This is a genomic window from Blautia hydrogenotrophica DSM 10507 (genome assembly GCF_034356035.1).
Lineage (GTDB): Bacteria > Bacillota > Clostridia > Lachnospirales > Lachnospiraceae > Blautia_A > Blautia_A hydrogenotrophica.
In genome coordinates this window covers 1,035,742-1,058,310 of record NZ_CP136423.1, presented here as the reverse complement: position 1 = coordinate 1,058,310, position 22,569 = coordinate 1,035,742, and the positions used below count along the sequence as shown (strand labels likewise).

19 protein-coding genes are annotated in these 22,569 nt (G+C 46.1%); 3 read left to right on the top strand and 16 right to left on the bottom strand.

Features of this window, described 5'->3' with window-relative positions; genetic code table 11:
- Positions 1-12: 12 nt before the first annotated feature.
- The 3 genes from BLHYD_RS05030 to BLHYD_RS05020 all read right to left on the bottom strand — a co-directional run bounded on the left by BLHYD_RS05030 (position 13) and on the right by BLHYD_RS05020 (position 3,721).
- Positions 13-930 carry an ABC transporter permease gene (locus BLHYD_RS05030; protein WP_005949537.1) on the bottom strand — a complete coding sequence of 306 codons (918 nt, stop codon included), beginning with the start codon at positions 928-930 and terminating at the stop codon, positions 13-15.
- A complete protein-coding gene (locus BLHYD_RS05025; RefSeq protein WP_021844793.1) occupies positions 931-1,893 on the bottom strand; it encodes an ABC transporter permease in 963 nt (320 codons plus the stop codon).
- Between the two features lie 169 nt (positions 1,894-2,062).
- Positions 2,063-3,721, bottom strand: coding sequence for an ABC transporter substrate-binding protein (locus tag BLHYD_RS05020; RefSeq protein WP_021844792.1), 1,659 nt, complete (start codon positions 3,719-3,721; stop codon positions 2,063-2,065).
- Between the two features lie 317 nt (positions 3,722-4,038).
- On the opposite strand from BLHYD_RS05020, the gene BLHYD_RS05015 reads away from it, so the two are divergent.
- Genes BLHYD_RS05015 through BLHYD_RS05005 form a run of 3 tightly spaced genes read left to right on the top strand, consistent with a single transcriptional unit; the run spans position 4,039 to position 6,992 of the window.
- Positions 4,039-4,980: a DUF1177 domain-containing protein gene (locus BLHYD_RS05015; RefSeq protein ID WP_005949527.1), complete on the top strand. Its 942-nt coding sequence runs from the start codon at positions 4,039-4,041 to the stop codon at positions 4,978-4,980.
- 12 nt (positions 4,981-4,992) lie between these two features.
- Complete coding sequence (locus tag BLHYD_RS05010; RefSeq protein WP_005949526.1) at positions 4,993-5,673, top strand: AroM family protein; 681 nt, start codon at positions 4,993-4,995, stop codon at positions 5,671-5,673.
- Positions 5,674-5,723: 50 nt separating this feature from the next.
- Complete coding sequence (locus BLHYD_RS05005; protein WP_021844790.1) at positions 5,724-6,992, top strand: M18 family aminopeptidase; 1,269 nt, start codon at positions 5,724-5,726, stop codon at positions 6,990-6,992.
- Positions 6,993-7,074: 82 nt separating this feature from the next.
- Here the strand turns inward: BLHYD_RS05005 and BLHYD_RS05000 are convergent, their stop codons facing one another.
- The 13 genes from BLHYD_RS05000 to BLHYD_RS04940 all read right to left on the bottom strand — a co-directional run bounded on the left by BLHYD_RS05000 (position 7,075) and on the right by BLHYD_RS04940 (position 22,564).
- Positions 7,075-8,943, bottom strand: a complete 1,869-nt coding sequence (locus BLHYD_RS05000) for a heavy metal translocating P-type ATPase (protein WP_021844789.1) — start codon at positions 8,941-8,943, stop codon at positions 7,075-7,077.
- Between the two features lie 194 nt (positions 8,944-9,137).
- Positions 9,138-9,803 (bottom strand): nitroreductase family protein, encoded by a 666-nt coding sequence (locus BLHYD_RS04995; protein WP_021844788.1) that lies wholly within the window; start codon positions 9,801-9,803, stop codon positions 9,138-9,140.
- 58 nt (positions 9,804-9,861) lie between these two features.
- On the bottom strand, positions 9,862-9,987 hold the full coding sequence (locus tag BLHYD_RS04990; RefSeq protein ID WP_005949518.1) for a hypothetical protein: 126 nt from the start codon (positions 9,985-9,987) through the stop codon (positions 9,862-9,864).
- Between the two features lie 135 nt (positions 9,988-10,122).
- Entirely contained in the window at positions 10,123-10,512 is a 390-nt protein-coding gene (locus tag BLHYD_RS04985) for a TetR/AcrR family transcriptional regulator (protein ID WP_313901928.1), read from the bottom strand.
- A 363-nt stretch (positions 10,513-10,875) separates the two neighbouring features.
- Positions 10,876-12,765, bottom strand: a complete 1,890-nt coding sequence (locus tag BLHYD_RS04980) for an ABC transporter ATP-binding protein (RefSeq protein WP_005949512.1) — start codon at positions 12,763-12,765, stop codon at positions 10,876-10,878.
- Positions 12,758-14,491: an ABC transporter ATP-binding protein gene (locus tag BLHYD_RS04975; protein ID WP_005949510.1), complete on the bottom strand. Its 1,734-nt coding sequence runs from the start codon at positions 14,489-14,491 to the stop codon at positions 12,758-12,760. Before BLHYD_RS04975 ends, BLHYD_RS04980 begins: the two co-directional genes overlap by 8 nt.
- The gene (locus tag BLHYD_RS04970; RefSeq protein ID WP_005949508.1) at positions 14,484-14,960 is read right to left on the bottom strand and encodes a MarR family winged helix-turn-helix transcriptional regulator; all 477 of its coding nucleotides are present in this window, start codon (positions 14,958-14,960) and stop codon (positions 14,484-14,486) included. Before BLHYD_RS04970 ends, BLHYD_RS04975 begins: the two co-directional genes overlap by 8 nt.
- Before the next feature lie 232 nt (positions 14,961-15,192).
- Complete coding sequence (gene cuyB, locus BLHYD_RS04965) at positions 15,193-15,906, bottom strand: cysteate racemase (RefSeq protein WP_005949504.1); 714 nt, start codon at positions 15,904-15,906, stop codon at positions 15,193-15,195.
- Positions 15,907-15,913: 7 nt separating this feature from the next.
- Entirely contained in the window at positions 15,914-17,323 is a 1,410-nt protein-coding gene (locus BLHYD_RS04960) for a Na+/H+ antiporter NhaC family protein (RefSeq protein ID WP_005949502.1), read from the bottom strand.
- 30 nt (positions 17,324-17,353) lie between these two features.
- Entirely contained in the window at positions 17,354-18,328 is a 975-nt protein-coding gene (locus tag BLHYD_RS04955) for an asparaginase (protein ID WP_005949500.1), read from the bottom strand.
- 368 nt (positions 18,329-18,696) lie between these two features.
- Complete coding sequence (locus BLHYD_RS04950) at positions 18,697-19,401, bottom strand: response regulator transcription factor (protein WP_005949498.1); 705 nt, start codon at positions 19,399-19,401, stop codon at positions 18,697-18,699.
- On the bottom strand, positions 19,398-20,918 hold the full coding sequence (locus tag BLHYD_RS04945; RefSeq protein WP_005949497.1) for a histidine kinase: 1,521 nt from the start codon (positions 20,916-20,918) through the stop codon (positions 19,398-19,400). The genes BLHYD_RS04950 and BLHYD_RS04945 overlap by 4 nt, the downstream gene beginning before the upstream one ends.
- Before the next feature lie 371 nt (positions 20,919-21,289).
- Positions 21,290-22,564: a serine hydroxymethyltransferase gene (locus BLHYD_RS04940; protein ID WP_005949495.1), complete on the bottom strand. Its 1,275-nt coding sequence runs from the start codon at positions 22,562-22,564 to the stop codon at positions 21,290-21,292.
- Between the last annotated feature and the right edge of the window lie 5 nt (positions 22,565-22,569).

The following is a 22,569-nucleotide window of genomic DNA, read 5'->3' as shown; positions in this document are numbered from 1 at the left end:
CTCACTTTTCTTCTATTTTTTCATTTTCGGGTCTAGCACGTCACGGACACCATCTCCGAGAAGATTGAATCCAAGCACTGTCACAAGGATGAAAATACCTGAAATAGTCGCAATATGCGGCGCTGTATTCAGACAGTCTTTTCCCGCACGCAGGATGTTTCCCCAGGAAGCCGTAGGCTGAGAAATTCCTAGGCCTAGGAAACTCAAAGTTGCCTCTGAAATAATCGCACCCGCCACATTTAAGGTCGCATATACAATAATCGGAGAAATCGTATTCGGAAGGATATGACGCAGCAGCATCCTCACATTGGACACACCTATTACTCTTCCCGCATTGCAGTACTCTTCGTTCTTGACAATATGTACCTGTCCTCGAACGACTCGTGCAAAACTTGGAACGTTTCCAATCCCAATTGCCAAAATTACATTTTGTAGACCGGAACCTAGAATTGTCATCAAGATAATGGCCAGCAGCACAAAAGGAAATGCCAGCATTCCATCCATGAGACGCATGATGACTGCATCTGCCGCACCGCCCAGATAACCGGCGATCAGTCCTAAAATGATACCAATAATTGCACCTACAATCGTACCTCCTATAGCTGCAATCAGTGAGATTCTAGCTCCGTAAACTACTCGTGAAAATAAATCCCGTCCAAATTCATCTGTGCCAAAAATATGCCCGTTCTCGCCCAATCCCAAATAAGTTTCTGACGGCTTAATTGCGTTGGGATCGTGAGTCGCGATCAGAGGGGCAAAAATGGCAATGATAATCATAAATACCACTATGACAAGACCAATCATCGCAGTCTTATTTCTTCTCAGCTTGTTCCAGACGTTGTTCGCCTTACGTTCTCTTTTGATTAACTGTGAATGGGCCTCAGCTCCGAGAACGGCTGTATTCGCTGTCATATTTTTCTTGCCTGCCATTTAATTCCCTCCTTTCCCACTCTCATAACTTACTTTCGGATTAATAATCGTATAGACAATGTCTACGATCAGGTTGATTACGACAAACACAACCGCAGTAAACAAAACCACTCCCTGTATCAAGGCATAATCTCGGTTATCTATGGCACTCACGATCAGGGTACCCATACCTGGCCATGAGAAGATACTCTCTGTCAAAATCGCTCCGGTGAAGGCGGAGGCCAACTGTAATCCCAACACAGTGACAATAGGAGGAAGTGCATTCTTTAACGCGTGTTTCCAAATTACAACGCCCTCTCTCAAACCTCTTGCGCGCAGAGCTTTTACCGCATCATTGTTCACTACTTCCAGCATACTAGAACGGGTAATTCTGGCAAATGTTGCCATCGGAATTGTGGAGAGACAGAAACACGGCAGAATCATATGACTGATTACATCCCAGACGCCATTAGCCATGCTTCCCATTCCCATTGCAGGAAGCCATCCTAAATTTACGCTGAATACCAGCACCAGCATCAAACCCAGCCAGAAAATAGGCATCGAGACTCCAATCAGAGCTAGTACCATAAATATGTAATCCAAAATGGAATACTGTTTCACCGCTGACACAATACCAACGATCATACCGAGAACCAACGCAATCAAAAGACTGGTCAGTGTGATCACTAAGGTATTCGGAATCCTCTCTTTAATCAGTTCTACCACTGTCTTATTATAAGAATAAGATCGGCCGAAATCTCCTTTCAAAATCTGTTTCAAATAAATAACATACTGTTCTCCCTTGCTTTTGTTCAAGCCCAGCTCTTCTTCCAGCTGCTCAACAGATTCCTTCGGCGCCTGCGGTCCCAACATTGTGAGCGCTGGATTACCAGGAATCATTCGTGTTAGAATAAAAGTGAACGTTATAACAATCAACAAGGTGGGAATGCTTTGCAAGATTCTTTTCAAAATAGTTTTTAACACGGTTTTTTCACCACCATTTCCTTATTTTCGGAATCTCAGGATTCCAGTAATGCAGGACTTGCCTCACATACTCTAACATCTGAAAGGCAGACGTAGCAAACTACGTCCGCCTTTCTGACGATATTTTGATTCATCAGCCATTGTTATTAGGCCGTCTTTTCAATTATTACTACTGAACCACCCAGACATTCTCTTCTTCAGTAAACAGATGGATAGTACCATCAGAACGCTGATGGAAATCCTGAACCTTAGGATTGATTCCCAAGCACTCCATTGGATTTCCATAGAAGATACCAGGATCATCATCTGTGATCAGCTTCAGAGCCTTCTTATAGATCTCTGCACGCTTCTCCTGATCTGTCTCAACCAAGGCATCTGCCAGGAGCTGATCTACTTCCTCATTGCTATAGCACTGTCCATTGCCCAGAGTTCCGATTGCAGATGTCGCAAACATCTTGTCAAAGAAGAAATATGGGTCTGGATACCAGGACCACGCCATCGCAAACACGTCGGCCTTTCCTGTAGAACAGGTCTCACTGAAAGTACCCCACTCTACGGTATTGATATTCAGCGTCACACCGATCTGCTGCCAATAAGACTGAAGAATTGTCGCTGCTTTCTGGCGGAAAGTTTCGTTGGTGATGTACATCTCCAGAGTAAATCCATCTCCATATCCTGCTTCTTCCAAAAGTGCCTTTGCTCCTTCTGGATCGTAAGATGGAACATCAGCTTCTACAGCTTCATCATATCCCCAGGAAACCTTCGGCAGCGGCAGACAAGCTTCCTCGCCCTCGCCGTACTGGAACACTCCCGATGCCAGCTCGGAATAATCAACTGCCTTAATCAGGGCTTCTCTCACCTTCGGATCCGCTGTAGGACCTTCTTTCATGTTAAAATAAGCATAGCTAATCTGAATTCCCGGTTTCTGAAGAAGATTTACTGTCTCATCCTCTGCCACCAATTTTACAGTCTCTCCGGTCAGCTGTGTCGCAATGTCAATGTCCCCTGTTCTTAGGGCATTTACTTCCTGGTTCGGATCTGTAATTACCTTAAACACTACAGTGTCCAGGTTTGGCTCTCCCAAGAAATATTTATCATTCTTTTTCAGCACTGTCTGCTGATCCAGCTCGAATTTTTCCATCGCATAAGGGCCAGTTCCAACCAGATGGTTTCCGAATTCGTCTCCCCATCCCTCTACTTCTTCTTTCGGCACAATCGCATTTCCTGAATTTGTCAGAGCGGTCAGGAACACGGCGCTCGGCGCCTTCAAAGTCGCCTTTACGTGAGTAGCATCAATGGCCTCCGCATGATCTAACATATCCAAACGGTTCATCGCTGACTCCTGCGCGGAACGGTTCATACTATAAGCTACATCCTCCGCAGTCATCAATCTTCCGTCCTGATATTCTCCCGGCTGAAAATACACGTCGTCACGAATCGTGAAGGTATACTCCATTCCATCGTCACTGATCGTCCAATCCGTAGCCAGCGATGGGAGAATCTCTTCCAGTTCTTTGTCATAGGTTACTACTGTGTCACAGACCTGATAGATAATCTGAGACTCGTAGGTTCCTGTGTACTTTACTGGATCTAGGTTTTTGGGAGAAGAGGTGAGAGCGATCTTCAGTTCTCCACCCTTTGTGACTTCGTCCGGTACCTCAATGGTAGCCTCTTTGTTCACGATCTTCGTGGTTTCTCCTGCTGACTCCTCGGTCGAAGCCGAACTCTGGTCTTCCGAGGCAGAGTCATCGCTCTTGCTTCCACATCCAACCAGTGCTGTAGCTACCATAGCTCCAGCTAAAAGCAAAGCAATTAGTCTCCTTTTCATACAACTTCCTCCTGAATATTTTTCATTCAATCCGCCCTTTTTCTTCATTTCTTAAGAAAAATTGTGCGAATTTCTAATAAAATTATACATGTAATGCTTTCAAAAATCAAGTCTTTCTGTTTAAATCGACAAAGCATTCACAAAAAAATGTTAAATTTCTCTCCCTTATAATCCAAAAATATATTGACTTTTTTCCGCACTATTGTAAACTTAGGTTGATATTAAATAGTAATTTCACCAAATTATTATTTGATTTCTATACTTAATCTATACGTTAATGACAGAAGGCGATTCCCGCACTGTCAAAGGAGGAGAATATGGTATTAAAACAAATCTTAGAAATCTTTGAATTAATGGATAAGCCTCAGGCAAACGGAAAAGAAATCACTGAGCTTTTAAAACAAAGAGGAGCTACGGAAGTCTCTGTGAAGACTGTCACAGGAGAACTCGGCGACACCGATTGCATCAAAATTCTGATTGCGGGTTCTGAAGGAAAAACGAATGGTGGTTCCGCTCCCACACTGGGAATTATCGGTAGACTCGGAGGTATTGGCGCCCGCCCGTCTCTGACTGGTTTTGTCTCTGATGGCGATGGAGCTCTGGCCGCAGTGGCCGCCGGTTTAAAGCTGTCTGAAATGCACGCCAACGGAGACATTTTAAAAGGCGATGTCATCATTTCCACCCACATCTGCCCGGACGCTCCCACCCAGGACCACAAACCTGTTCCTTTTATGAATTCACCAATTGATATGGCCACCTGTAATTCCAAAGATGTGGACGAGAGAATGGATGCCATCCTGGCCATCGACACCACAAAAGGTAACAAGGTCATCAATGTAAATGGCTTCGCCATCTCTCCCACAGTAAAGGAAGGTTATATTCTGAAAACTAGTGCTGATCTTTTGGATATCATGACTAGAGTCACCGGAAAGCTCCCAGCAGTTTTCCCGCTTGCACAGCAGGATATCACTCCGTATGGAAATAACGTATACCATTTGAACAGCATCCTACAGCCTGCGACTGCCACCAGTTCTCCCGTTGTCGGAGTCGCTATCACAACAGAGCAGCCCGTAGCAGGATGTGCCACCGGCGCCAGCCATCCTTTGGATGTAGAATCCGCGGCTCGTTTCGCCATTGAGGTGGCCAAAGTATTCGGAGAAGGCCAGTGTTCCTTCTACGATGAGGAGGAATATCAATATCTGTTGAAACTCTACGGAGATTTGAAGAGATTTCAAACTTTCGGAAATATGGACAAATAACAGGGGAAAACTATGGGTAAGATAAAAATTGGTGCTGTTACCATCGGACAAGCGCCCAGAACTGATATTACAGATGATATTCGTCCGATGCTTGCTTCAAATATTGAGCTGAGTGAATATGGTGCTCTAGACCCATATTCCTACGAAGAAGCCTGTGAAAGATTCGCTCCGAGCGGTGAGGGAGCTGTTCTGGTCTCTCGAATGCGGGATGGACGTCAGGTAACTATGTCCGAAAAAGCAGTAATTCCGCTGGTTCAAGACTGTATTGCACGTGCAGAACAAGACGGAGTGGATGCCACAGTATTGCTGTGTACCGGAAGATTTCCAAAACTGATTCACAGAAAGCTTCTGATACTACCTCAGTCCATCATCCATTCTCTGGTCCAAAAATTAACTCTCGGCCAGTCTATTGGTCTGTTTGTCCCTGATCGTGCTCAGATTGCCCAGGTAAAAGAATGGTTCCATGAAAGCCAAATCCCCTTTGTCCCTGTGATTGCCTCTCCTTACCAGGAAGCTCACCTGATGGGAGAACGCGCGCAAGCCCTAAATGGTCAGAACTTGTCCTGTGTTCTCTTAGACTGTATGGGATACGGCTGTCAGATGAAAAAGGATATTCAACAGGCTTGCGGTCTTCCTGTGATTTTGCCCAGAACTTTTATCGCTCGTCTGTTAAATGAAATGTTTGAACAGTAACCATGGCTGCCATCACAAGATGGCGGCCTTATTTATCAGGAGGTATTATCATGTATAAAAAAACTTCAGAAGAACTGTTGGCTTTTCTCAGAAAAAGTCCTAGCTGTTTTCACGCAATCGCACAAATCAGAGAAGCTCTGTTGACCTGCGGCTGCACAGAACTTCATGAAGAGGAAAAATGGGAATTGCAAAAAAGTCATTCTTACTTTGTAACCCGCAACGCATCCTCTGTGATCGCCTTTACAATTCCTGAACACACAGATACCGGCTACCGCATTATGGCCAGCCACAGTGATTCTCCTACTTTCAAAATAAAGGAAAACCCTGAGATGGCAGTGGAAAATAAGTACGTCAAATTGAATGTGGAACGCTACGGGGGAATGTTGTGTGCCCCCTGGTTTGACCGTCCTCTCTCTATTGCAGGCCGCGTCATTGTAAAAGAAGGAGAAAATTTCGTCACTCGTCTGGTGAACATCGACCGTGATCTGGTCATGATTCCGAATCTTGCCATCCATATGAACCGCGAGGTGAACGACGGTTACAAATATAATGCCCAGAAAGACATGCTCCCCATATACGGAGATATCACAGCCAAGGATACCTTCATGGAGACCGTCGCTAAGGCCGCCGGTGTAAAAAAAGAGGAAATTCTCGGCCATGATCTGTTCTTGTACAACCGCCAGCCTGGTACCATCTGGGGAGCTTCAGAGGAGTTCCTCTCCAGCGGAAGGCTGGATGACCTTCAATGCGCTTTCTCATCCCTCCAGGGCTTTTTAAAAGGCCAGAAAAAACAACACATTTCCATCTACTGTGTACTGGACAATGAAGAAGTCGGAAGTGGCACCAAACAGGGAGCGGCATCTACCTTCCTGTACGATACTTTGATGAGAATCAACGCCTCTCTTGGCCTCACCTACGAGGACTATCTGGTAAATCTGGCGAAGAGCTTCATGATCTCTGCGGACAATGCTCATGCCATCCATCCAAATCACACGGATATGGCAGACCCAGTCAACCGTCCTTACCTCAACGAGGGAATCGTAATCAAGTTCAACGCCAACCAAAAATACTGCACAGACGGTGTCTCCGCAGCTATGTTCAAAGCCCTGTGCCAGGAGGCCGGAGTTCCATACCAGACCTTTACCAACCGTTCTGATATCCTCGGTGGCTCCACTCTGGGCAATATTTCCAATACCAAGGTAGCCCTGAACACCGTGGATATTGGTCTTCCGCAGCTGGCCATGCACTCACCCTATGAGACTGCCGGCGTGAAAGACACTTGGTATCTGGTTCAAGCCGCGGAAAAGTTCTACTGTTAAAGAGAGCTTTTGTACTTCAATATATAACATAGCAAATAAAACCACTAAAACGCCCGGCAGGTGAAAACCTACCGGGCATCTCTTATTTTTTCCTCCATTTCAGTAAGAATGCCGAATTTATAATAACAAGGACCGAACCTGCGTTATGTACCAAGGCCCCCACGACGGGATTCAGAATTCCCGTGATCGCTAGCACAATCGCGACAAAGTTCAGCATCATGGAAAACGTCAGATTGCACTTGATCGTGACCATCATTCGCTTTGCCAGGCAAATCAGGTGGGGAAGCTCCCTGATCTCATCATTGACCAGTGCGATATCCGCTGCATCCACTGCGATGTCACTGCCGACTCCGCCCATAGCAATGCCCACGTAAGCCTTCTTCAGAGCAGGCGCGTCATTGATTCCATCACCGATCATGCAGACCTGTTTCTTGGCCCGCTGGTAGGAATCAATCCAGTTCAGCTTATCCTCCGGTAAACAGTTCGCATGTACCTCGTCGATATGCAGCTGTCCGGCGATATGATGGGCAGCATTCTCATGGTCTCCCGTCAGCAGCACCGGAGTCACTTTCGCCTGTTTCACCTCGTCGATGGTGGCGCACGCGTCCTCTCTCAGAGTATCTGCCAACGCCAGAAATCCAGCCAAACGCGCTTCCACTCCTAGATAGATCACCGTACAACCTTCTTTCAGATAGCTCTGCACTTCACAGAGCACCTGCTCGGACACTGGAATTTTTCTCTCTTCAAAAAGTTCTCTGTTTCCGGCTAAAATCTCTCTGCCTTCCACGACCGCCTGTACACCTCTGCCCGGCAGCATCTGAAATTCCTCCATCTTCGGCAGCTTTTTCTTCTGAGAATCCCGATAACAACGCACAATCGCTTTCCCCAGAGGATGCTCTGATCTCAACTCCGCGCCTGCGGCATAAGCATAGATGATCTCCTCAGAAAACTCTTCCGTAAGACTCCTCACTGCTGTGACTCGGGGCGTTCCATAAGTCAAGGTTCCTGTCTTGTCAAAAGTGATCTTAGATACAGCCGCCAGTCTTTCCAGGGCATCCCCCTCTCTCACCAAAAACCCGTGCTTCGTGGCGTTCCCAATGGCCGCCATGATGGCTGTGGGCGTAGCCAGTACCAGCGCACACGGACAAAAAACAACCAGGATGGTCACTGCCCGTATAATTTCACCGCTGATTAGCCAAGTAAGGGCTGCCGCTGTCAGCGCGATCACTACAATCCAGGTAGCCCATCGGTCTGCAATTCCTACGATTTTCGCCTTTCCTGCGTCAGCAGACTGCACCAGCCGAATCATCCGCTGTATAGAGCTGTCCTCACCCACCTTCGTAGCTCTCATATCGAAAGTTCCAAACTGATTGACTGTACCACTACAGACCTCGTCTCCTACCCCTTTGTCCACTGGCAGTGACTCACCAGTCATAACCGCCTGATTGATGGATGTCTGCCCAGACTGAATCACTCCGTCCACCGGAATTGTCTCCCCTGGCAGTACTCGTATGATATCTCCCACCTGTACTTCCTGAGCGGGAATCATTTCCTCCTTGGAATTCAAAACTCTTCTGGCCGTCCGAGGTGTTAGATGTACCAATCTCTCAATTCCTGCTCTGGCTTTTGCCACTGTCAAATCCTCCAGCAATCCACCCAACTGCATGATAAACGCTACTTCCCCAGCAGCGAAATCCTCCCCAATCACCACGGAGGCAATCAACGCAATGGATACGAGCACGTCAGCTTTGATATCAAAGGCAGTTACCAGACCGATAATCGCTTCAAGGATAATAGGCACACCACACAAGATAATCGCGATCCAGGCCGCATCAAACGGAAACGGCGTAAAATCAAAAATACTCATCACAAGAGCAAGACCGGAAATCACTAATAAAGTGACGTCACGCTTTGTCCCGCCCCATTCCAAAAGTTCCTCTAATTTTTCCAAGATGAATCCTCCTCTCATATACCCCTATGGGTATATACACATTGTACCCATAGGGGTATGGGTTGTCAAGAGGGTACTTAAAAACCTTGAACGAATTGTAACTATTCAGCCATAACAGCTCGGATTAGCTGCTACGCAGTTTCTATCGCCCAAGGTTTTTCTTTGAAGATCACCGCGACAGTCTGATTTTTCTATCATTTCCAGATAAAATTATCAGTTCCTGCCCCTATCTCAAAATGGTATTTTACAATTCCCAAATCCATCTTGCTGTAAAAGCCCATCCCCGGCTTTGCAGTCACTTTTTTATCTTCCAAAATAAAGGTAAATTTCTGTTGATTCACCGCAGTGGGAGCAAGCAGCGCCGCTTTCACACCTTCGCGAAACCAGTCTGGAATATCCCGTCCCGTCTTCGTCACTTTCTCAAAGGGTTTCGACTTATGGGGAATTCCCTGAGTCGTTCCGTAGCCAATAGAAATTACACAGTACAGCTTCTCTCCGTCTTCTAGGACAAAAGCATCCTTTACCTTACTATAGGTCAGCCCTACCCAACAGGTATTCAGACCTAAAGTCTGCGCGTACAGCACCAATTTTTCTCCATAGTAGCCGCAGGTTTCATCTAAATCCTCTGACTTTTTTCCCACCACAGCTACATAATTTTTTACACCTGAAAATTTACCATAGTGGGCTAAAAAACTGTCAAACGCCTTTGGTTCATCCAAGACAAGCTGCATATGAAGTCCACTTTCCCGATTGCATTCCTCGATCTTTTGCTGTAGCTTCTCTCTCACCGGACCTTCTATCTTTTTGTCTTCATAAGCCCTCACAGAATGCCTCAGCATAATTGCCTCTAAAAGTTCCATGTTACTTCCTCCTAACATACCCTTAGTGTAGCATTCCATTTTTCTAAATTCAAGCCCTTTACTGATTCGCTTTCATCTTCCAGCTAATCGCCTCTTTCCTGCCCAACACAAAGCCTGCATAGATTCCTTTTTGCTGAATCAAACCACCATGCTCTTTCTCTCCCAGTTCCCAAAGACGAAGCAATGGGTTCTTTAACTACATACAAATCCCTCCTTGATATTAGTTTAGCCTAATCCACATTACAAAAAAAATGGTTGCTATCTGCCTGTGAGATGTCAGACGCGCCTTCTCTTTTCAACGTATCGTCAGTTTACAGGTTCAATCTTTCATAGGTGAAAAAATGGTATCAAAACCGGCTATGTGATATTTTCCCAGCATATCCACATAGCGCAGTGCGGCATCTTTATCCAACTGATGGCGAATGATCTCAAACACACCGTTGAAATAAGCAGTAGTCACAATATGAATAAAATCTTCAGTCACTAACCCGCTTTTTACACTCTCACAGCCGATGGTCTCCATATATTTGTAAGTGTAGCTCACTTCGATGTCCACCATCTCGTCCACAAAGTTTTGAAATTCTGTACCATAGGAAGCATCCAGCAAAAGGTAGAACTCATTAAAATGTTCATACATAAAAATCACGATTCCCCTCATACCCTCGGCGCTGTAGCTTTTCATATCGGCCATCTGCTGTTCTTCGTCCATCTTATGAAAATCTTCCTGTACCTGGATAAACCTGTGTCGCATCTCCTGTACTACTGGCTCCACAATCGCTTTGAACAGACCTTGCTTGTCACCAAAACGAGTGTAAATAGAACCTGTGCTAGTCACGGCGTTTTTTGTAGGCGTTCTCAGAGACGCGTCTTTGTATCCATTGAGCAGAAACTCTTTTTTAGCGCATTTCTAAAACCCGCTCGTTCAATAACTTTTGTGGAAACGCCAAAATTGGATTCGGTTGCCTGGCAAATGTCCGTGAGTACAGCTGCTGCTGGCCAAGCTTATCGCGCAGAAAGAGACAAGAAAAAGCTTCCCGCTTTTTCCTGCCTCTTTCTTATAGTTCTCCATTTATCAAGAAAGCTCCAATTTTCCAGTGTATAGCTGGTAATAGGTACCCTTCATGGCAAGAAGCTCCTCATGGTCCCCTCGTTCTATAATTCTTCCATGTTCCAGTACCATGATCGCGTCACTGTTTCGTATCGTGGACAACCGATGAGCAATCACAAATACTGTTCGCCCTTTCATCAGATTATCCATCCCCTGCTGAACAATACTCTCCGTTCTGGTATCAATGCTTGAGGTAGCCTCATCCAGTATCAGCACCGGAGGATCCGCAATCGCTGCTCTGGCAATCGCCAAAAGCTGACGCTGTCCCTGGGAAAGCTCTTCCCCGTCTCCACTTAGATATGTGTGATATCCTTTGGGAAGCATCTGAATAAACTGATCCGCATGCGCCAGTTTTGCCGCCCGATAGACTTCCTCCTCCGTGGCGTCCAGCTTTCCGTATCGGATATTCTCCATAATCGTGCCGGTAAACAAATGCGTATCTTGAAGCACGATTCCCAAAGACCGGCGAAGATCTGCTTTCTTAATCTTATTGATATTAATTCCATCGTACCGGATTTTTCCGTCCTGCACATCGTAGAAACGGTTGATTAGGTTCGTGATTGTAGTCTTTCCTGCTCCTGTGGAGCCCACAAAAGCCAGTTTCTGTCCAGGCTTCGCGTACAGTGACAGATCGTGAAGAACCATGTGATCTTCATCGTAGCCGAAGGTCATGTCGAAAAATCTTACGTCTCCCTTTAACTCCGTATAGGTCACAGTGCCATCCGCCTGGTGGGGATGTTTCCACGCCCACATACCAGTTCGTTCCTGGGTCTCTGTAATCGTGCCGTCCGGATTCTTCTTGGCATTCACTAGCGTGACATACCCCTCATCCTTTTCCGATTCCTCATCCATCATATTGAAAATACGCTCCGCTCCTGCCAGTGCCATGATGATGGCGTTAAACTGCTGAGCCACCTGCATAAAGGGCTGGGTAAAACTCTTTGTAAACTGCAGATAAGAAGCCATAACACCCAAGGTAATATTTCCGATTCCCATAATCGAGAGAAACCCTCCGAGAATCGCAGTCAGCACGAATTGGAGATTTCCAATATTCCCGATGATCGGCCCCATCATACTGGCAAACGTATGAGCTCTAGATGCACTGACGAACAGACTCTCATTCAACTCATCGAACTCTTCTTTGGAGATTTGCTCATGATTGAATACTTTGATGACCCGCTGCCCATTCATCCTTTCCTCCACAAAGCCTGTAATCTTTGCCAGGTCCAGCTGCTGCCGGATAAAATATTTTCCACTGTTTCCACCAATTTTTCTGGATACCAGAAACATAATACCAATCATAACTACCGCCAACAAAGTCAATGCTGGACTCAAAACCAGCATGGCGATAAAAGTGACCACAATCGTAAAAGATGACATCAACACCTGAGGAATCGACTGACTGATCATCTGTCTCAGCGTATCGGTGTCATTCGTGTACAAACTCATGATGGAACCATTGGTATTCTGGTCAAAATACCGGATAGGCAGAGTCTGCATATGTTCAAACATCTCGTCACGGACCCGCTTCAGTACGCCCTGGCCAATTACCACCATCAGACGCGTATACAGAAATGTCGCCAATACTCCCAGCAAAAAGATACATCCCAGTATACCGAGGGCTGTGTACAGTTCTGAGAAATTTGGGCTCTCCTGTCCAATCAGTGGAATGATAAAATCATCCAGCAGATATCTCAGCGACAAAGAAACAGAGATCGTCGCGATGGAGCTGATCAAAATACAGATCAAAACCAAGACAAACTGAACCTTGTAAGTGCTAGTCACGTACCCCAACAGTCGTTTCGCAGTCTTAATTGTATTCCTGTTCATGGAAGCTCCTTTTTGCTCACTCATTCTCAGCGCCTCCTTTCACCTGTGACTCATATACTTCCTGATAAATCTTATTGCTTCTTAGCAGTTCTTCGGAAGTACCGATACCATTGATCTCACCGTTTTCCATGACGATAATCACATCCGCATCCTCCACAGAAGAAATTCGTTGGGCAATGATAATCTTCGTAGTGTCAGGAATCTCTTCTCGGAAAGCCTGACGAATCAACGCATCCGTCTTCGTATCTACCGCGCTGGTAGAGTCATCCAAAATTAAAATCTTTGGTTTTTTCAGCAAAGCCCGAGCAATGCATAGTCTCTGTTTCTGACCTCCTGAAACATTATTTCCGCCTTCCACAATCATAGAATTATACTTTGCTGGAAATTCCTGAATAAAGCCGTCCGCCTGCGCAAGCCGGCACACTCTTTGGACTTCTTCGTTGCTGGCCTTCTCGTCTCCCCAGCGGATATTATCATAGATACTGCCCGTAAACAGCACATTTTTTTGAAGTACCATAGAAACCTGATCGCGCAGCGCCTTCAGATTATATCTGCGCACGTCAATTCCGCCGACCTTCACGCTTCCTTTTGTCACATCATACAGTCTGGGAATCAATTGTACTAGCGTAGACTTCGCACTTCCTGTACCACCGATAATACCCACAATCTGGCCACTCTTTATATGCAGGTTCACATCTTTTAACGAGAGATTTCCATCTTTTCCGCTGTAGCTGAAATCCACATGCTCAAAGTCAATGTCCCCGCTTACCACTGTATCCACTGCATTCTCTTCGTCTTCCATCTCTGGCACTTCGTCAAATACCTCCTGAATACGCTCCGTGGACGCTTCTGCAATCATAATCATCACAAACACAAAAGATACAATCATCAAAGACATGAGAATCTGAAGCGCATACACAATCACGCTAGTCAATTCTCCCGTCTGCATGGAACCAAAGATAATGCTCTTTCCGCCCAAATATACCATAATCAGCACAACCGCGTACATGGTAAACTGCATAACAGGGGAGTTAAACGCCACAATTTTTTCTGCTTTCGTGAACAGCTGAAAGACCTTCGTAGAAATTTTCCCAAACTTCTGATTTTCAAAGTCATCTCTCACATAGGCTTTTACCACACGGGCAGCGTTGACATTCTCCTGCACTGTATTGTTTAAAACATCATACTGGTTAAAAACCTCTATGAAATGCGGATGAGCCTTCTTCGCAATATAGATCAAAAGCCCGCCCAACACAGGAATCGTAATCAGCAGCAACAATGCAATTTCTTTATTGATCGTCACTGTCATCACAAGAGAAAGTACAATCATGATTGGCGCTCTAGCTAGCAGACGAATCGTAAACATATACGCCATCTGCACGTTCGTGATATCTGTCGTCAGTCTTGTGACCAGACTCGACGTAGAAAAATGATCGATATTTCCAAAGGAAAAATCCTGTATCTTGTAGAAAATATCGTGTCTAAGATTTTTCGCATAGCCAGCTGCCGCCACAGCCGCAAGCTGACCGGCCTTCGCGCCGAAAAATAACGCCAGCATGGCCATAACTACCAGCATCAGCCCTACTTTGACAATATATCCCATGTCGCCCTGAACCATCCCGACGTCAATGATCTTGGCCATCATAAGTGGGATTAATACTTCCATCAGCACTTCGAGAGCTACCAAAATCGGTGCGAGAATGGACTCTTTTTTGTATTCCCGGACAGACTGGAGCAATTTTCTATTCATGCCTATACCCCTTTCTTTTTTCTTTACCCAACAAATTTTCGGACATTTGACTTAGTACTTTCACACAAACTGCCAGATCCTCCCTGGAAATTCCCTTCTTCAGCAGTGCCTCCATTCTAGCTATATTTTCCAGGATTCTTTCCCTTAAATTCTGCGCCTTACCTGTGGGCACTATTTTTTTGAGTCTGGCGTCCTGCTGCACGCTTTCTCTACGGATGAACCCGTTTCTTTCCAGAAGCTGCAAGGTTCCCGTCGCCGTGGACCTGCGGATTTGGAATTCTCTCTCCAAATCCTTCTGATAAATTTCACGGTGAAGCGACTCCAACAGAATATAATGCAGAACATGCTTCTGCATATTTGTCAACCCATCCTCATCTTCAAAAAAGCACATCTGTCGCCTGAGCTGGTGAGAGACAATGTTAATCAGTTTTCCAATATCCTCCTCTGACCACTCTTTTTTCTCTTCCATCTTGATTCTCCTTAATTGTTCGGTATCTAACAGTATTTATTATATGAATTTCTTTTTTATTGTCAATACCCAAAATTTCATAAATATTACCGAAAAAAGTGGTGCGGCATGCGCATCCTTAGAGGAATGTTAGTGTGATGGGAAAGAACTTTTCGCATCAGCGTGACAAGGTCTTCCCCATTACACAAAAAAGAAGGCACAGCCTTCATCTGTTCAAGCTGTGCCATCCTTTTTATAAAATTTCTGCAATCTCAACGCAATAGTGTACCACTGACTCCGCTAAAATCTGAGTGGGGTCTGCCACGGGATAATCCCATCCGTAACGACTCACCGCCACCGGCAGTTCCGTACACCCCAATATCAGTACTTCCGCTCCTCTTTCCAGCAGCTTTTCCATCGCTCTCTCAAATCGTCTTGTGTCTAGATCTGTTCTGCCTGCTTTGACTCCCTGATAGATCATCCCCATGACGGCCTCCTGGTCTTCCCCATCCGGTGTGAGAAGCTCGATGCCCTCCCGTTTCATAGCTTCCCGGTATACCCCGCAGTTCAAAGTACCGCTGGTGGCCAGCAGCCCCGCCTTCTGGATTTCCTGCGCTTTTAAGTGCTTGGCGGTCTCTCGAATCATATGAAGCAAAGGTATGTCAAAATACGGAACAATGCTGTCGTAGAAATAATGTGCCGTATTACAGGACATGACCAGTACATCCGCTCCCATCCCCTGCAGCTTGATACCGCTTCGCACAAGCTGCGGAACCGGTGAAGCCCCATGCTCTAGGATCGCCGCAGTTCGATCTGGAATGTCCGTGTTGCAGTCTACCACAAGATGCAGGTTTTCCTGATCGGTCCTAGCCTTCGTCAGCCGGATAATCTTTTCCATCAGATCACAGGTGGCCAGAGGACCCATTCCGCCTATGATTCCCACAGTCTTTTTTTCACTCTGCTTCATAGATAAACTATGCCTCCGAATCCATAAAATCTCTTCTCCCGATTCCTAAGAAAATCGTGGCGAACATCACGGCAGTCATCGCAAAAGTAAAGAAACAGTACGGAGTAATCTGAATACCGCTAAGCGGTGCCTCTGTCCCAATGGTAAAACTCAAAATATACATCATCGTACAGGTCCACGGCAAACTGTAGCACCAGGTACAGGACTGGGCGTCCATAAGATTTGCCATTCGGTAAGGGCTGATTCCCTGCTTCTTCGCGAGAGGTCTGGCAAAAGACGGTCCGACAGTCAAAATGGCCGGTGCGTTCAGTCCCATGATGGAAGATAAGATGATAATCATAAAAGAAATTACCGTCTCAGAACCTCTGGCTGTCTTGGTCATAAAGCTCAGAGACTCCAAAATCTTAATATCGCCATACCCCATCTTCATAATATGGATAGCGCTGAACAAAAGCAGCACCAGCACAATCATCTGCGTCATACTGGACAGTCCGTCAAAAACCACACCATTTACCACACGGTCCATCCCTTCCCCGCTGACTGCAAACAGAGCTGGCCGCACTGCATCTGCCTGATCAATCTGAATAAAGTCCATCAGACCAAAGACTACTGCTGTGGCGCCGGCTAAAAGAGAACCAGCCGTAGTAGCCAAAATCAAATCACCTGTACGCACTGCAATGTACATGGTAATCATCACCGGAACAATCATCAGAAGAGTCTTTGGGTCATAGGACAGTGTTTCTTTCATATTCGTGGACTGGTCTAAAAGGTTCCCCACTATGACGGTAAGCACGAGGGTGATTCCCGCTGCCGGCAGAGAATATTTCAGACGGCTGCGCACACATTTCGGCACATCCACCTTCATGGCCGTAGCGGAAGCAATGGTAGAATCAGACACTGGCGCCAGATTGTCCCCAAAGGCTGCTCCACCCAGAATTGCCCCAGCTAAAAATGCAGGCTCCACGCCCAACTCTACACCGGTGGGATATAAAACGCCCATACAGGCTGCAATCGTGCCAAATCCCGTACCTGTCGCCGAGGAAAACAGGGTTGCTGCCAGAAATGAAATGACGGTAAACAACACAGGGCCAACTCCAAAGGACCCCGCCAGACCTGCCAGACCTGCGGAAAATCCAGATTCTCTTAAAATTCTAGAAAAGACGCCTGCAAAAATCCAGGTAGCAATGGGAAAGGCGGTATCCTTGCTGGCCATCCCAGAAATCACTGCGCTGCTGTATTCCTTTTTATTTTTGGCCAGAAAAAATGGGATCACCACCCCTAAAAAAATGGGAATCCAGAGCGCTCCATCCGATGTGGACCCCCACCAAAAAGTAGTGACAAAAATCAAACCGATAAAAATAATAATCGGTGACAAAGAAACCCATTCTCCCCCATAAAATTCCAATTTCTTCTCCATACGTCTCCTCCTTCGTTCTGACATATAAGTCTAATACTGTTTAAATATTTCCCCAATTTCACCCTGTCCTGCCCCCATAGCCAGAGCAAGCGTCAGCAAAATTCTGGCCTTTACCGGCGTAAGAGTCCCGCCTGGTATCGTTCCCAGCTCCTCATCACAGTGGTCTTGGCTCACCATTCCGTTCCCCACCCGTGACGAGCGCACCACAGGAATTTCCCTCGCTATCCCCCGAATCTTTTCTTTCCAAGGCTTCGAGAATAATCCGCTGCCTGCGCCTGCGATCACCAGCCCCTCCGCCGTCTTTCCATAGAATTCCAAGATCTCAGGGTCTGCGTCCGCGCTGAAATAGGCAATCTCTACTCGCGGGATCCTCTTTAATGCCTCTGTGGTAAACCTCGTATGTGTCGTGTGATTTTCCACAGGATACTGTAAAAATTTCGGTACCGAATCCTGCATATATCCGATACAGCCGAAATCCCTGCCCGAAAACGCATCTGTACGGAAGCAGTTCACCTTCTGTATTCTGTCCGCACTTAAAATCAAATCTGAGAAAGCTGCCAATACCCCCTTGCCCTTTGCTTCTTCGCTGGCTGCCAAAGCAATCGCCTCATACAAGTTCTGTGGTCCGTCTGCACTGTTGGCAGTGGCCGGCCTCATGGACCCAGTCAGCACTACCGGTTTCTCCGTTTTTAGCACCAAATTTAAAAAATAAGCCGTCTCTTCGAGAGTGTTCGTGCCATGAGTCACCACAAAACCATCCATATCCGATCTCAGAGAAAGCTTCTCTATCTTTCCTGCCAGTGACAGCCAGTCTCCCCAAGTGATATCATCACTGGAAATATTCAATACCTGCTCTCCTTCCAGCTTCGCAAGCTTTTCCGCCCCTTTCACACGTGCCAACAAATCCTTCAGCTCAAATTTTCCATCGTGATACCCCGTTGTCTTCCCCTCGCACCCGGCGGCCGATATGGTGCCTCCAGTTGCCAGAATATACACTTTTTTCATAGTCTTCTCCTTTTCTAAATCAAAGTGGACACCCCTACTTCAACTCCCTCATTCCCTCAATCTTTGAGGGGCGCAACTTACTTCGCGCGTCGCCGCAACACCGCTTTGCGTGCCCTACCTTATTGCGGCGTGCGCATCCTTAGCGGAGTGTTTCTGTTATAGGGAAGGTTTTTCATACATTAGCGTGACAATGTCTTTCCTATAACAGAACAAAAAGGAATTTAAAAGATTTCTCTTCTAAATCCCTTCTTGAATACTCACTCTATTTTATCCTTCCACTAGGGATTCAAAGTATGCTTTTCATGCCTTTATTATCCCATCTGACCTGCTTTGGAACTATTAACTAATCTCTCACTTTATTCCACAGATCAATCCTTCTTGAATTTTCTTTGAATATATTCCTTCGGAGGAACCTGATACTTTTTTTTGAAGATTCTGTAAAAATAATTCAGATTGCGGTATCCTACACTGGCCGCAGCGTCCTTGATCGGCACTCCCTCTTCCAGCATCTCTTTTGCCTTTCTCACTCTCACATCATTATAGAATTCCGTAAAACTCATGTTTAAATATTTTTTACAGAGTCTGGCTATATTGCTCTGGCTCATATGAAACTTCCTGGCACAGTCCGCACAGTTAAGCTCCTCCATATAGTGTTCGTCAATATATTCCATCAACTGATTAAAAAAGGGATTGTCACAGTATCCGTAGCCTACGACTCTTTTCATCGTCTCACAAAATTGCTCATACATGACTGGTTTCAGCAAAAAATCCTTGGCTCCCAGACGAAGTGCCTGCTGAGCATAGGTAAAAGTGTCAAACGCTGTGATGATAATAAAATCAATTTTATGGTTTACCTCCTCATTGATCTTTTCCATCACTTCCAAACCGTTCAGCCCCGGCATCTCAATATCCAGAAACACAAGATCCGGCATCCATCTCTTAATCTTTCTCACCGCATCTTTTCCGTTACGAGCCTCACCGATAATCTCCAGCGGGAATCTGTTTTTATGAATCAGAAAACGTATGATCTCGCTGGAGGCCTGCTCATCGTCTACCAACAGTACCCGTTTCATCTACTCTCCCCTCCTGATGCTATGATCCGTATGCTCACTTCGGTGCCTTCCCCTGCCTTAGACTTCACATCATACCAGAAAGAATTTCCATAGACTGACTGAAGCTTACGGACAACCATTGAGGTTCCATGGGGTTCATTGCCCCGCTCGATCTTGTCCCTCAAAAGTTTCATGGTTTCCTTTGGGATTCCGCAGCCATTGTCTTTTACCTGAATCAAACACTGTCCTGCCTCGCTGTAGGCCCGGATTTCAATTTTCATCTTTCTGGTACGGTCCAAAAAACCATGTTTAAAACAGTTCTCCACAATGGGCTGCAAAAAATTAAATGGAACTTCCTGAGACTCCATCAGCTCCTGCGGAATTTCATAGACTACCTCCAACTGATCTTTGAACCTCAGCTTTTGAAGATTCGTATAATTGCGCACATAACTGATCTCATCTGCTAACGCCACAAAAGGACTGTTTTCCCTCAATGTATAGCGAAACAACTGTGCCAAGTCCCCCACTGCCTGATAAGTGTTCAGAGCATTCTCTTTGACAGCCATACCTGCAATCGTGTTCAGGGTATTGAACAAAAAATGCTGATTGATTTGCAGATTCAGTATCTTATCACAAGTGGTCTTTAACCTGCCCTGCAGTCTGTATTCCTCTCTGGTTTTGTCTGACAGTACTCTGGCATTCTCACTTAATTTCACCTGCATCCGGCAGTACTGGTAGTGACTGCAAATAGACTCCGCGATATTATGAATCATATTCACCATTCCGTTGGCCGTACTCTCCGGAACATTGAACAGCAATCTGTCCTCCTCCCCCCTGCCTAAGCTGGTGCGGATATGTCCCGTCTTGATAAAACCCAATAATTCCTGCTCATACACAATGGGCAGCACATACAAAGACAGCCCATGTCGACAGACATAGGCGGAAGCTCCTTCCCAATAAGGAGGCATAAAGGTGGGCAGATGGCGGTATACCTCACAATTTTCCAGCTTCTCTTCAATCTGGCAGCATTTTTTGCAGTACTGCGGAAATTTCTGGTTCGTATAGACCGGGTTATGGTTCTCATCAAAAATAGACAACGGCACCCTCAAGGGTTTTAAATTATGGCGCAGTAGTTCTTTGACCGTCTCCTTTAAAAACTCCTTTTTGTCAATACTCTCCATCTTTCGAGTTTTCTCTCTGGTATCTGGCGCTACCTTCGGAGGCATGAACACCGCAGGCAGAGAAATCAACAGTTTCACGATAGGTTCCGTACCTGTGTTAAATGTCTCATGGTCCATTCCCGCAGAGATATGAAAATATTTCCCAGGTTCTATCGAACATTTTTCTTCCCCGATTTTCTGCCACCCATGACCACTTATGATGTACATAAACTGCTCGTCTCCGTAATGAATATGACGCGGCTGAAACGCCTTCGGATACATCACACTGATTCCCACCTTCAGGTGATCTGACGACCCCTGTTCCGGCTCATAAATCCACTCAATCACTCCCCAGTCCAACTTCTGAATTTTCCCCATACCTGCCTCCTGACTGTCCTGGCTTTTCTTCTGTACTGCCTACAAATACTCATCTTTTTCTGTACATTTTCGTAACTATTCAGCCATAACAGCTTATATCGCCGCATATGCGGCTAAATCCTCGCTTATGGCTACGCCATACGCCTGATAAGAGCAAAACTCCTCTGCAAGTAAACTTGCTCCGGAGTTTTGCTCTTATCAGCCGCATGGCTGAATAGTTACACATTTTCTCGTATATATTACAAAACGAACTGCCTATGCGGCAGTCCGTTTTGCTTCTAAAATAACGAATTACACTTGGTCATTATAGCAAACCCAAATTCGAATATCTAGGAACAAAATCTTCTAATTTTTGCACTATTCTCCAAACTTTAGGCCGAAATCCACTCTTTTGCAAACATCGGATACCTCATAGCTTTCTCCCTCACTTTTGCGGAGATCTCCTGTAATTTTTCCCGATTGTCACAGTGTTTCAGCGTCTCTGCCAGAAGTCTAGCAGTCTCCCGGATATCCTCTTCTTTAAACCCTCGAGTCGTCAGTGCCGGACTGCCGATTCGGATACCGCTGGCCAGGTTCGCCGGCTGAGGGTCATAAGGAATCATATTCTTGTTTACCACAATTCCCACAGATTCCAGCACTTCCTCTGCCTGCCGCCCCGTAGAAATCAACCCTCGCACATCCACCAACACCAGATGGGTCTGCGTACCGCCAGCCACCAGACGCAGCCCGCACTTTTTCAGTTCATCTGCAAGCGCCTCGGCATTCTTCGCCACCTGCTGCTGATAGGCTCTGTATTCAGGCGTCATACACTCTTTAAACAGCACCGCCCTAGACGCAATCATGTCCATCTTTGGCGCCCCTTGCATTCCTGGAAAAATTTGCTGATCTATCCTCTTTCCCAGCCCTTCTTTGCACATGATGATTCCGCAGCCTCTCGGCCCCCGAAAAGTCTTATGCGTGGAGGTGGTCACCACATCCGCATAGGGAATCGGAGATGGGATAACTCCCGCCGCAATCAAACCCACAGGATGAGCAATGTCCGCCATCAGATAGGCACCGACCTCTCTGGCAATCTCTCCGAATCTCTTGTAGTCCACCTTTAGAGGATAAGAAGAGGTCCCACAGATAATCAGTTTTGGTCTGTGTTCCTTTGCCAGCCTCTCCACCTGTTCCATATCTATCACCTCTGTTTTGGGATTCAGCCCATACTGAATCACCTGATAGCTCTTCCCACTGTAGTGGAATTTTGCTCCGTGACTCAAATGTCCTCCCTGATTTAACTCCATGGACAATATCATATCTCCCGGCTTTAAAAGTGCACGCAAAACTGCCACATTGGAGAGAGTGGAGCTCATCGACTGGACATTCGCGTACTCACAGCCAAAAAGTTCCTTGCACCGTTTTACTGCCAACCTCTCCACCCGGTCTGCCAGTTCGCAGCCTCCGGCAAAGCGCCGTCCAGGGTAGCCTTCCGCATTTTTATTTGCCCAAACAGTACCCTCCATCCCAAGTGTCATTGGAGACGCATAATTTTCTGAGGCGATCAGACACAGCGTGTTCATCTGCCTCGTTTCTTCCTCCACAGTCATCTGTGCGATCTCCGGGTCAAATTCTCGAATGAGTTCAAAACTTCCATCCATGTACATAGGTA

Excerpts from the sequence above, each read along its gene's own strand:
- BLHYD_RS05030 (WP_005949537.1), bottom strand. The coding sequence starts at position 930 with ATGGCAGGCAAGAAAAATATGACAGCGAATACAGCCGTTCTCGGAGCT.
- BLHYD_RS05020 (WP_021844792.1), bottom strand. The coding sequence starts at position 3,721 with ATGAAAAGGAGACTAATTGCTTTGCTTTTAGCTGGAGCTATGGTAGCT.
- BLHYD_RS05015 (WP_005949527.1), top strand. The coding sequence starts at position 4,039 with ATGGTATTAAAACAAATCTTAGAAATCTTTGAATTAATGGATAAGCCT.
- BLHYD_RS05010 (WP_005949526.1), top strand. The coding sequence starts at position 4,993 with ATGGGTAAGATAAAAATTGGTGCTGTTACCATCGGACAAGCGCCCAGA.
- BLHYD_RS05005 (WP_021844790.1), top strand. The coding sequence starts at position 5,724 with ATGTATAAAAAAACTTCAGAAGAACTGTTGGCTTTTCTCAGAAAAAGT.
- BLHYD_RS04995 (WP_021844788.1), bottom strand. The coding sequence starts at position 9,803 with ATGGAACTTTTAGAGGCAATTATGCTGAGGCATTCTGTGAGGGCTTAT.
- BLHYD_RS04985 (WP_313901928.1), bottom strand. The coding sequence starts at position 10,512 with ATGGACGAAGAACAGCAGATGGCCGATATGAAAAGCTACAGCGCCGAG.
- BLHYD_RS04980 (WP_005949512.1), bottom strand. The coding sequence starts at position 12,765 with ATGAGTGAGCAAAAAGGAGCTTCCATGAACAGGAATACAATTAAGACT.
- BLHYD_RS04975 (WP_005949510.1), bottom strand. The coding sequence starts at position 14,491 with ATGAATAGAAAATTGCTCCAGTCTGTCCGGGAATACAAAAAAGAGTCC.
- BLHYD_RS04970 (WP_005949508.1), bottom strand. The coding sequence starts at position 14,960 with ATGGAAGAGAAAAAAGAGTGGTCAGAGGAGGATATTGGAAAACTGATT.
- cuyB (WP_005949504.1), bottom strand. The coding sequence starts at position 15,906 with ATGAAGCAGAGTGAAAAAAAGACTGTGGGAATCATAGGCGGAATGGGT.
- BLHYD_RS04960 (WP_005949502.1), bottom strand. The coding sequence starts at position 17,323 with ATGGAGAAGAAATTGGAATTTTATGGGGGAGAATGGGTTTCTTTGTCA.
- BLHYD_RS04955 (WP_005949500.1), bottom strand. The coding sequence starts at position 18,328 with ATGAAAAAAGTGTATATTCTGGCAACTGGAGGCACCATATCGGCCGCC.
- BLHYD_RS04950 (WP_005949498.1), bottom strand. The coding sequence starts at position 19,401 with ATGAAACGGGTACTGTTGGTAGACGATGAGCAGGCCTCCAGCGAGATC.
- BLHYD_RS04945 (WP_005949497.1), bottom strand. The coding sequence starts at position 20,918 with ATGGGGAAAATTCAGAAGTTGGACTGGGGAGTGATTGAGTGGATTTAT.
- BLHYD_RS04940 (WP_005949495.1), bottom strand. The coding sequence starts at position 22,564 with ATGTACATGGATGGAAGTTTTGAACTCATTCGAGAATTTGACCCGGAG.